10 protein-coding genes and 1 rRNA gene are annotated in these 9,877 nt (G+C 67.6%); all 11 read right to left on the minus strand.

The window, feature by feature from the left end; genetic code table 11:
• The coding region (locus tag AC31A1_RS38790; protein ID WP_489657784.1) for a DNA polymerase IV at nt 1-1,006 on the minus strand (1,006 nt) is incomplete at its 3' end.
• A gap of 57 nt (nt 1,007-1,063) precedes the next feature.
• On the minus strand, nt 1,064-1,708 hold the full coding sequence (locus tag AC31A1_RS38795; RefSeq protein WP_365307478.1) for a MerR family transcriptional regulator: 645 nt from the start codon (nt 1,706-1,708) through the stop codon (nt 1,064-1,066).
• A 215-nt stretch (nt 1,709-1,923) separates the two neighbouring features.
• Nucleotides 1,924-2,397, minus strand: coding sequence for a bifunctional nuclease family protein (locus AC31A1_RS38800; RefSeq protein WP_006123076.1), 474 nt, complete (start codon nt 2,395-2,397; stop codon nt 1,924-1,926).
• An 85-nt stretch (nt 2,398-2,482) separates the two neighbouring features.
• Nucleotides 2,483-3,220, minus strand: a complete 738-nt coding sequence (gene ftsR / locus AC31A1_RS38805; RefSeq protein WP_489657785.1) for a transcriptional regulator FtsR — start codon at nt 3,218-3,220, stop codon at nt 2,483-2,485.
• 43 nt (nt 3,221-3,263) lie between these two features.
• Nucleotides 3,264-4,145, minus strand: coding sequence for a zinc-ribbon and FHA domain-containing protein (locus tag AC31A1_RS38810; RefSeq protein ID WP_489657786.1), 882 nt, complete (start codon nt 4,143-4,145; stop codon nt 3,264-3,266).
• Between the two features lie 61 nt (nt 4,146-4,206).
• Nucleotides 4,207-5,043: a DUF881 domain-containing protein gene (locus AC31A1_RS38815; RefSeq protein WP_489657787.1), complete on the minus strand. Its 837-nt coding sequence runs from the start codon at nt 5,041-5,043 to the stop codon at nt 4,207-4,209.
• Between the two features lie 5 nt (nt 5,044-5,048).
• Nucleotides 5,049-5,381, minus strand: coding sequence for a small basic family protein (locus tag AC31A1_RS38820; RefSeq protein ID WP_019059351.1), 333 nt, complete (start codon nt 5,379-5,381; stop codon nt 5,049-5,051).
• A complete protein-coding gene (locus tag AC31A1_RS38825; protein ID WP_489657789.1) occupies nt 5,378-6,214 on the minus strand; it encodes a DUF881 domain-containing protein in 837 nt (278 codons plus the stop codon). Before AC31A1_RS38825 ends, AC31A1_RS38820 begins: the two co-directional genes overlap by 4 nt.
• Before the next feature lie 167 nt (nt 6,215-6,381).
• Nucleotides 6,382-8,877 (minus strand): mannose-1-phosphate guanyltransferase, encoded by a 2,496-nt coding sequence (locus tag AC31A1_RS38830; protein ID WP_327405537.1) that lies wholly within the window; start codon nt 8,875-8,877, stop codon nt 6,382-6,384.
• Between the two features lie 114 nt (nt 8,878-8,991).
• Complete coding sequence (clsA, locus tag AC31A1_RS38835) at nt 8,992-9,600, minus strand: cardiolipin synthase ClsA (protein WP_489657788.1); 609 nt, start codon at nt 9,598-9,600, stop codon at nt 8,992-8,994.
• Nucleotides 9,601-9,710: 110 nt separating this feature from the next.
• A 5S ribosomal RNA gene (rrf, locus tag AC31A1_RS38840) occupies nt 9,711-9,827 on the minus strand.
• Nucleotides 9,828-9,877: the final 50 nt, after the last annotated feature.

Below are 9,877 nucleotides of genomic sequence, written 5' to 3' on the forward strand. Positions count from 1 at the left end.
GCCGTACCCCGCCCGTGGTGTCCACAGAGTCCAGCAACCGGGCCGCCGCCTCCCGCACCACCCCCGGGTCGTCGGTGGGCCCGCGCAGCGTCTCGGACCGGGTCAGCGTCGAGAAGTCGTACCGCCGCACCTTCAGCACGATGGTCCGCCCCGACAACCCGGCCGCCCGCAGCCGCCGCACACACCGGTCGGCGAGCCGCTGCACCTCCAGGCCCACCCGGATCCGGTCATGGATGTCGACGTCGTACGTGTCCTCGACCGACACCGACTTGGTCTCCCGCTCGGCCACCACGGGCCGCTCGTCGTGCGCCAGCGCCATCGCGTACAGCGCGTGCCCGTGCGCCTTGCCCACCAGCCGTACGAGCTCGTCCTCACCCGCCTCGGCGATCTCGTCGACCGTGGTGATCCCGGCCCGCCGCAGATGATCACCCGTCGCAGGCCCGACGCCCGGCAGCGTGCGCACCGACAACGGTCCGAGCAGAGCCCGCTCACTGCCCGGCTCGATCAGCACGAGCCCGTCCGGCTTGGCCCGCTCGGAGGCGATCTTCGCGATCATCTTGGACGCGGCGAGGCCCACCGACCCCGTGAGCCCCGTGACCGCCCGTATGTCGGCCCGCAGCCGTGCCCCGGTCAGCTGCGCCGACTCCGCGTCCCAGGCCGCTCCCCCGGCCTCCAGGTCCACGAACGCCTCGTCCAGGCTCAGCGGCTCCACCAGCGGCGACAGCGCCCGCAGCAGCCCCATCACCTGCTCGCTGATCGACCGGTAGAACCCGAAGCGCGGCACCAGATACGCCGCGTTCGGAGCGAGCCGGCGCGCCTGGGCCATGGGCATCGCCGAGTTCACCCCGAAGACCCGTGCCTCGTACGACGCCGTGGCGACCACCCCGCGCGGCCCGAGCCCGCCCACCACGACGGCCTTCCCGCGCAGGCTCGGCTTGGACGCCTGCTCCGCCGAGGCGAAGAAGGCATCCATGTCGAGATGCAGGATCGTGGGCGCGGTTCTCACATCTCCGATGCTGCCCTACGCCACTGACAATGCCCCGCTACGGCTCCCGCCGAGCCCTCAGACGGCCCGGTTGCGCCGCCTGGCCAGCTCGTCGGCGGGGTTGGCCCCGACGAGCGTCTCACCGGTGTCGACGCGCTCCCCGTGCAGCTGCGACAGGGCGCTCTCGACATCCCGCCACACGACCCCCACGGCGATCCCGAAGACCCCCTGGCCGCCCTGGAGCAGCGCGTGGACCTCGTCCGGCGACGTGCACTCGTAGACCGTCGCGCCGTCGCTCATCAGCGTCATGCGCTCCAGGTCACGGAAGCCGCACTCCCGCAGGTGCAGGACGGCGCTGCGGATGTTCTGCAGCGACACACCCGTGTCGAGGAACCGCTTGACGATCTTCAGGACGACGACGTCCCGGAAGCTGTAGAGCCGCTGTGTGCCCGACCCGTGTGCGGGCCGCACGCTGGGCTCGACCAGCCCGGTACGCGCCCAGTAGTCCAGTTGCCGATAGGTGATGCCGGCGGCCGCACAGGCCGTAGGGCCCCGGTAGCCGATCTCCTCGGACGCCATGGACGTCGCCCCTCCGCTGCTCGGCACTGCCGCCGGCCGCTGCGGAATGCGATCGGCCGTACTGCCGTGAAGCGGGTACGGACCTCTGTCCCCGAAACTGCGTTCCGGGGCACCCCCAGCCGTACCGTCGCCGCTGCTTCTCACGCCGACCTCCGTCCTTGACCTGCCTTCTCGACGGTAGGCAGTCACCAGGGGTGCGTCAACGATCGCCACACTCGGCACGCCGAGTGATAATCACCCAAGGAGTGGTTTCCCGTGTCCCACCGCGGGGAAAGGCTAGCCGAATGCGCTCGCGGAGAGCCGCAGGACGCTCTCACTCGCCGGTGGCAAATGCCGGCATTTCCTCGCCGGCCCTCGGCTCACTGGCTGTTGGTGCCGAAGTCCTCGGGCGAGATCTGGTCGAGGAACTCGCGGAACTTCTCCACCTCGTCCTCCTGCTCGTCCGGGATCGCGATGCCCGCGTCGTCGAGCACGCCGTCACTGCCGTAGATCGGCGTCCCGGTGCGCAGTGCCAGCGCTATGGCGTCGGACGGGCGGGCGCTCACCTCGACGCCGCTGGCGAAGACCAGCTCCGCGTAGAAGACGCCCTCCCGCAGATCCGTGATGCGCACTTCGGTCAGCTCCTGGCCGACGGCCTCCAGCACGTCCTTGAACAGGTCGTGGGTCAGCGGTCGTGCGGGGGCCATGCCCTGCTGCGCGAAGGCGATCGCCGTCGCCTCCCCGGGCCCGATCCAGATGGGGAGGTAGCGGTCGCCTCCCACTTCACGCAGGAGCACGATCGGTTGGTTGGAGGGCATTTCGACCCGGACACCTACGACATCGAGCTCGTTCACACAGCAACCCTAGGCCGTGCCCGGGACGTTTGGGTAGTCGGGCCGAGAACGGGTGACCGATCAGGCAGCCGCAGAGCCGCCCGTCTCAGGGCAGGCGCACGCCGAGCGCGGTCTGCACCAGAGCCGCGTGCAGCTTCACCGTGAGCCCCGCCAGTTCCTTCGTACGGGCCTCCGCGTGGGCCCTGGTCTGCGGATTGCGGTGGCGCTTGAGCGGGGCCACCACCTGGTCGACGAGCCCCGCCTCACGGTCGGCGGCGGCCTTCATGGCACGCAGATGCCGCGGCTCGATCCCGAACCGCCCGAGTTCGAGGACAAGACCGGCCACGGTGACGGCTTCCGCGTCGTAAACCCCGTCCGGCAGCGGGGCGATGAGTCCGTACGACTCCCACTCGTCGAGCTCCTGCTCGCCGATCCCGGCGGCGGCCATCAGCTCGGCCCGCCCGACCCGGGCCGCCGTGGGCCCCTCCACGGGCTCCAGGACAACCTCGCCGTCCCGCTGACGCCCCACCGTGGGCAGGGGCGCGGCCTCACCGCGCTCCATGGCGTCGAGATGTTCGCGGATCACCTTGAGCGGCAGATAGTGGTCCCGCTGCATCCTCAGGACATGGCCGAGGCGCTCGACATCGGCGGGGCTGAACTTGCGGTACCCGGAGGGGGTCCGCTGCGGCTCGATGAGGCCCTCCGACTCCAGAAAACGGATCTTGGAGATGGTGACTTCGGGGAACTCGTCGCGCAGCACGTTCAGCACCGTGCCGATGCTCATCAGCCCAGTGTCCGCGGCGGCGGTACCGTGCCCGGCACCGCCGCTCGGTGTTTGAAGCATGGACCTTCCTGGGGGAATCCCCCGGACCCAGTCCGAGGGAGGGTCAGTAACCCCGCTGGCTCGCGTAGAACACCAGCCGGTACTTGCCGATCTGCACTTCGTCACCGTTGGCCAGCGAGACCTGGTCGATGCGCTCGCGGTTGACGTACGTGCCGTTCAGGCTGCCGACGTCGGCGACCGTGAACGAACCGTCAGGAGAGCGCCGGAACTCCACATGGCGGCGCGAGACCGTCACGTCGTCCAGGAAGATGTCGCTCTGCGGATGACGGCCGGCCGTGGTCAGCTCGCCGTCCAGCAGGAAGCGGCTGCCCGAGTTCGGACCGCGCCGCACCACCAGCAGCGCCGAGCCCAACGGCAGGGCGTCGACGGCGGCCTGCGCCTCCGGGGAGAGCGTGGGCATCTGCGTCTGACCGGTCACTTCGGCGTCGTAGGCCTCAAGACCGGAGATGGAGATCGTGGAGGTCGTCTCGGACGGACGCTCCGGGGTCGCGCCGGGGCGCAGCGGCGCACCGCAGTTGGAACAGAAGCGGCTGTTCTCCGCGTTGCGGTTACCGCACCTCGTACACACCAGGGCCGACATAGGGGAAAACCCTCCACCCGTACTTGAGGTTGACGGTTGCCCGAAACCTATGTCGCCGGACTGCGCAGGGTCAACCGACGGCGCGCCCTGGCCTGCAACCTGGTCGCGGAACAGCGGGCGCTGGCCTTCTGCGTCCGGTTGTGCGCGGTGGCGAGCGGTCTGGTTGTCGCTGCCCTCTTTCGCACTCTTGCCGAACAACTTCGCAAACAACTTCACGGGCGATTCCCCTTGACCGAAACAGACCCGCCCGTGGGGCAGGACGAACCCTGATTGAACACACCGGTTGACCCGGACATCCTCACAACGTCCGTATCCACCAGACAGTTTCCACCACGCACCACCCAATCGGTGCGTCGACCCCCCGCAACCTCATGCCCTCGCGCGACGGCCCCCATGCACCCGCGGTTCACCGGGAGGACGACCGAGCGTAGTCAGGCTGCTTCGCCGCCCGCAAGGCATCCACGACGATCTTGGCCGACCTCCCGACGGTAACGGTGGCCTGCTCCTTCTCAAGAGTCTGCACCACGCCTCCAGGGATGTTGAGCGCCGGTTCGAGATCCTGCGGCTTGCCGATGACCTTGAAACGATAGGGGGCGTTGATCTTGTTCCCGTCGACGCTCACGCTCTTGCCCGAGTCCGTCAGATACGTGTTGGCCACGACCCGGACGTCGTTCACCTGGATCGCCTCCGCGCCGGCCGCGCGCAACTCCTGGACCGCGTCGAGCAGCATGTCCGCCTCGACCGTTCCCTTCGTGTCGTCGATGGTCATCGTGATGCCGGGGCCCTGCGCGGCCACGGTGCCCGCCAGAATGCCGAGTTGCTTCTCCTTCTCGGCCGTCTGCTTGCGGGCCTCCTCGGCCTGGTCGGAGCTGTTCTCCAGCTCGTCGCGCTGTTTCTGCAGACCCTGCTTCTCGTCTTCAAGACGCTGAGTACGGTCGTCCAGTTCATCGAGAATGCGCACAAGATCTTCCTGCCGTGCCCCACGCAGCGCGCTGTCGCTGTTGCTGTTGGAGGCGACCTGTACGGCCAGCCCGAAACCGAGGCCGAACAGCAGCACCGCGACGATGAGTTGGGCCCGGCTCGCCCGCGGCGGCCACAGCCCCTGCACCAGCCGCTGCCGACCGGTCACGGTGGGCCCAGCCTTCTCCTCGGTGATCGGCGCCTCCGAGGAAGCAGACGCCGGTACCTCTTCGGGCAGTTCCCTGCGCAGCCGGTGTTCCGGCCGCTCGTCCTCGTCGCTCATCGACCTCACGCCCGGAAGACGTGCCGGCGAATGGCCGCGGCGTTGGAGAAGATCCGGATGCCGAGGACGACCACGACCCCCGTGGACAGCTGGGCGCCGACGCCCAACTTGTCGCCCAGGAACACGATCAGGGCGGCCACGACCACGTTCGACAGGAACGACACCACGAAGACCTTGTCGTCGAAGATGCCGTCGAGCATGGCCCGCAGCCCACCGAAGACCGCGTCGAGCGCCGCGACGACGGCGATCGGCAGATAGGGCTCGACGACCACCGGCACCTCAGGCCGGACCAGGATTCCGGCCACCACTCCCACGATGAGGCCCAGTACGGCGATCACGATGTGCCCTTCTCAGTTCTCGGCTGTGCTGTACGTACGATCACACTCGGCGCGGCGGGCAGCCGGAGATCGCTCTCCACGGCGATGGTCGCCCTGATGCCGTAGTTGTCTTCCAGGGCGTGCAGATAGAGCCCGTCGGCAGCGTTCTGGAACCTGGTGCTCAGCCGTTGGCCGTCCCCCACCGCGAGCACCGTATATGGCGGTACCAGTGGCTTGTTGTCGACCAGTATCGCGTCACCCGCGGCCCTGATCGCGGACAGCGCCGTCAGCCGCTGCCCGTTGATGGAGACGGCCTCGGCGCCCGCCGCCCACAGTCCGTTGACGACGCGCTGCATGTCGCGGTCGCGCACCCGCCCGGTGTCGGAGAAGTCGGCGGTCTCCCGCGGGTCGTCTCCCCCGCCGGTGCTGGCTTCCTTCGCGTCGTCGACGACGAGCTTCACACCGGGGCCGTGCACCGCGGTGGCACCGGACAGCATGCTCACCAGGTCGGCCTGGCCGCTGCCGCCGCTCGTCCTGAGCGCCGCCCGCTGTCGCGCGCTCACATCGTCACGGAGCTCGTCGACAGTGCCTTCCAGCTTGTCCGCCGACGTCGTCTCCTTGTCGATACGGTCGATAAGCTCCTGGCGCTCCTTGGCCACCACGGGGGCGGCCACACGCGCCTGTGCCGCGCCCACGGTCACGACAAGGGCCGCCAGCACCAGGCCGGCGGCGAGACCGAGCTTCGCCCGGAGGGTCTTGGGCATGCCGCTCTCGCCCGCGGCCTTCTTCCGGGCGGCCGCCTCGGCGTAGCCGTCGTCGAGGCTGTGGTCCATGACATTGGTGAGCAGCGACATGGACGCGTCCGGGCGCGCAGGGCGCGTGGGTGTGCTCCGAACGGGGGGCTGCTGCGGCATGTCGCACATCGTCGCACGTGGTGGCCTGTACCTCCGAATGGCCCCACCGGCGTGCCGGACAGGCCCCCTTGGGGACACATGTCCGGCACGCGCGCGTGCTCCGTGTTTTACCGTCCGGCGCTGTCCACGACCGCCGACCACTCGTCCAACAGGGCCTGCGCGGAGGCGTCGTCGGGCCCTTCGGCCCACAGATGCGTGACCGCCTCGGCGGGGTCGGGCAGCACCATCACCCAGCGCCCGTCCGTCTCCACGACCCGTACACCGTCCGTCGTATCGACGAAGCGATCACCGGCCGCCTCGACGACCCGCCGCATCACAAGTCCCTTGACGGCCCAGGGAGTCGCCAGGTCACGCTTGAGGACGTGCGCCCGCGGGATCCGGGCGTCGATCTGGCTCAGCGTCAACTGCGTCCGCGCCACCAGCCCGATGAGTCGTACGAAGGCTGCCGCGCCGTCGAAGACACTGCTGAACTCCGGGATGATGAACCCGGCCTTGCCGTCCCCGCCGAAGATGGTCGTCTCGTCGCGTCCGACCCTGGTCAGGTCGTCCGGCGAGGTCGTCGTCCACTCGACCTGCGTCCCGTGATACGCCGCCACCTGCTCGGCGATCCTCGTGGTGGTCACCGGCAGCGCCACCCGCCCGCTGCGCCGCTCAGCGGCCACCAGGTCGAGCATCACGAGCAGGGCCCGGTCGTCCTCGACGATCCGCCCCTTCTCGTCGACGAGCGAGAGCCGCTCACCAACGGGGTCGAACCGCACCCCGAACGCGGCCCGCGCGGAGGCCACGATCTCACCGAGCCGCACCAGCCCCGACCGCCGTGTGTCCGCGGTCTCCGTCGGCCTGGACTCGTCGAGCCCGGGATTGATCGTCAGCGAGTCCACACCGAGCTTGCCGAGCAGACTGGGCAGCACGAGCCCAGCGCTGCCGTTCGACGCGTCCACCACGACCTTGAGACCGGATTCGGCGATCCCGGTGGTATCGACATTCCGCAGCAGGGACCCTGTGTACGAGTCGAAGACGCTGGCCGGGAAGTGCAGGTCTCCGATCTCGCCGGGGAACGCGCGCCGGTATTCCTGTCGCGCGAACACCCGGTCCAGCTTGCGCTGACTCCCCTGCGAGAGGTCGGCACCCTGGCTGTCGAAGAACATGATGTCGACGGAGTCCGGCACACCAGGGGTCGTCCGGATCATGATCCCGCCGGCACTGCCCCGCGCGGTCTGCTGCCGGGCCACGGGCAGCGGTACGTTCTCCAGGTCCCGTACGTCGATGGCGCTCGTCTGCAAGGCGGAGATCACCGCCCGCTTGAGCGCACGGGCGCCTCGCGAGTGGTCGCGGGCCGTGGTGACCGTGGACCCCTTCTTGAGGGTCGTGGCGTAGGCGCCGGCGAGACGGACGACGAGCTCCGGCGTGATCTCCACGTTCAGGATCCCGGACACACCGCGCGCGCCGAAGAGATGCGCCTGGCCTCTGTTCTCCCAGATGACCGACGTGTTGACGAAGGCACCAGCTTCGATCGTCTTGAACGGGTAGACCCGCACATTGCCCTGCACGATCGATTCTTCACCGATCAGGCACTCGTCACCGATGACCGCGCCGTCCTCGATCCGGGCCGCACGCATGATGTCGGTGTTCTTTCCGACGACACAGCCACGAAGATTGCTGTGCTGACCCACGTACACGTTGTCGTGTACGACAGTCCTGTCCAGAAAAGCCCCGGCCTTCACGACGACGTTCGAACCGATGACGGTGTACTCACGGATTTCGGCCCCGGCCTCGACCTTGGCGTAGTCACCGATGTACAGCGGCCCGCGGAGAACCGCGTCTGGGTGCACCTCGGCACCCTCGGCCACCCACACGCCCGGCGACAGCTCGAAGCCGTCGATCTCGACGTCGACCTTGCCCTCCAGGACATCGGCCTGCGCCTTCACATAGCTCTCATGGGTGCCGACATCCTCCCAGTAGCCTTCAGCGACAAAGCCGTAGACCGGCTTGCCCTCCTTCATCAGCTGCGGAAAGACATCGCCGGACCAGTCGACGGGAACATCGGCCTCGACATAGTCGAAAACCTCGGGCTCCATGACATAGATGCCCGTATTCACCGTGTCGGAGAAGACCTGCCCCCAGGTCGGCTTCTCAAGGAAACGCTCGACCTTTCCCTCTTCGTCGACGATGGTGATGCCGAATTCCAGCGGATTAGGCACACGGGTCAGACAGACCGTGACCAGCGCGCCCTTTTCCTTGTGGAAATTGATCAGCTCGGTGAGGTCGAAGTCGGTCAGGGCATCACCGGAGATCACGAGGAAGGCATCGTCCTTCAACGCCTCTTCGGCGTTCTTGACGCTTCCGGCGGTACCGAGTGGCTTCTCCTCATTGGCATACGAGAGCTCCATCCCGAGCTCTTCGCCGTCACCGAAGTAGTTCTTGACCAGCGAGGCCAGGAACTGCACGGTGACTACGGTCTCATTGAGCCCATGCCTTTTGAGCAGCCTGAGCACATGCTCCATGATCGGTCGATTGACCACGGGCAACAGTGGCTTGGGCATACTTGAGGTCATGGGGCGAAGGCGTGTGCCTTCGCCTCCGGCCATCACGACGGCCTTCATGTCGGAAGCGTCCTCCTCTGCGAGACGACGGTCTAGCCGACTTCACCAGTCCAGATTGTCCCGCACTTTTGCGCAACGGGCCATCGAGCGACTGTTACCGCCCAATCGGCAAGGTCAGTCGGCCATGGCGTCCGCACGCAGTAGGCGGCGGACTTGTACCACGTAGAGGACTCCTGCCCACCAGTAGAGCGTTGTACCCCATCCTGCGAACGCCCATCCGAAAATAGCTGCGAGTGACGGAAGCCAACCGCTTCCGTCACTGAGCAGCAACAACGGGAACGCGTACATCAGGTTGAACGTAGCCGCCTTGCCCAGGAAGTTCACCTGCAGCGGCGGATAGCCGTGCCGTCTGAGGATGCCGACCACCACGAGCAGTACCAGCTCTCGCGCCAGCAGTACGGCGGTCAACCAGATTGGCAGAATCTCACGCCAGGTGAGTCCGACGAGAGTCGAGAGAATGTAGAGCCGGTCCGCGGCGGGATCGAGGAGCCGGCCAAGACTGCTGATCTGGTTCCAGCGGCGCGCGAGCTTGCCGTCCAGGTAGTCGCTGATCCCACTCAGCATCAGCACCAGAAGCGCCCAGCCGTCGCTCTTGGGGCCACCGAACTCGGGCCTGAGGATCAACCACAGGAAGACGGGTACGCCGACCAGGCGCGCCATGCTGAGGATGTTCGGGATGGTGAGCACCCGCTCTGTCTGGACGCGGGTCTCCTGGACCTCCACCCGGGGGCCTCCTGTGGGAAAACGTGCCGATGATGCCCCCTGACCTTACCCCAACGCAAAAAAGCTCTGGCTCTTGGGCTGCATGCCCAAGAGCCAGAGCTCTAAAAGGAGTTCGGCGGTGTCCTACTCTCCCACAGGGTCCCCCCTGCAGTACCATCGGCGCTGTAAGGCTTAGCTTCCGGGTTCGGAATGTAACCGGGCGTTTCCCTCACGCTATGACCACCGAAACACTATGAAACAATCAACCGCACCACACCCCGCATAACCCAGGAGTGTG

The organism is Streptomyces sp. P5F9, from assembly GCF_057961495.1.

Coding starts and splice junctions, on each gene's coding strand:
- ftsR (WP_489657785.1), bottom strand. CDS start 3,220: ATGCTTCAAACACCGAGCGGCGGTGCCGGGCACGGTACCGCCGCCGCG.
- AC31A1_RS38815 (WP_489657787.1), bottom strand. CDS start 5,043: ATGAGCGACGAGGACGAGCGGCCGGAACACCGGCTGCGCAGGGAACTG.
- AC31A1_RS38825 (WP_489657789.1), bottom strand. CDS start 6,214: ATGTCGCTGCTCACCAATGTCATGGACCACAGCCTCGACGACGGCTAC.
- AC31A1_RS38830 (WP_327405537.1), bottom strand. CDS start 8,877: ATGAAGGCCGTCGTGATGGCCGGAGGCGAAGGCACACGCCTTCGCCCC.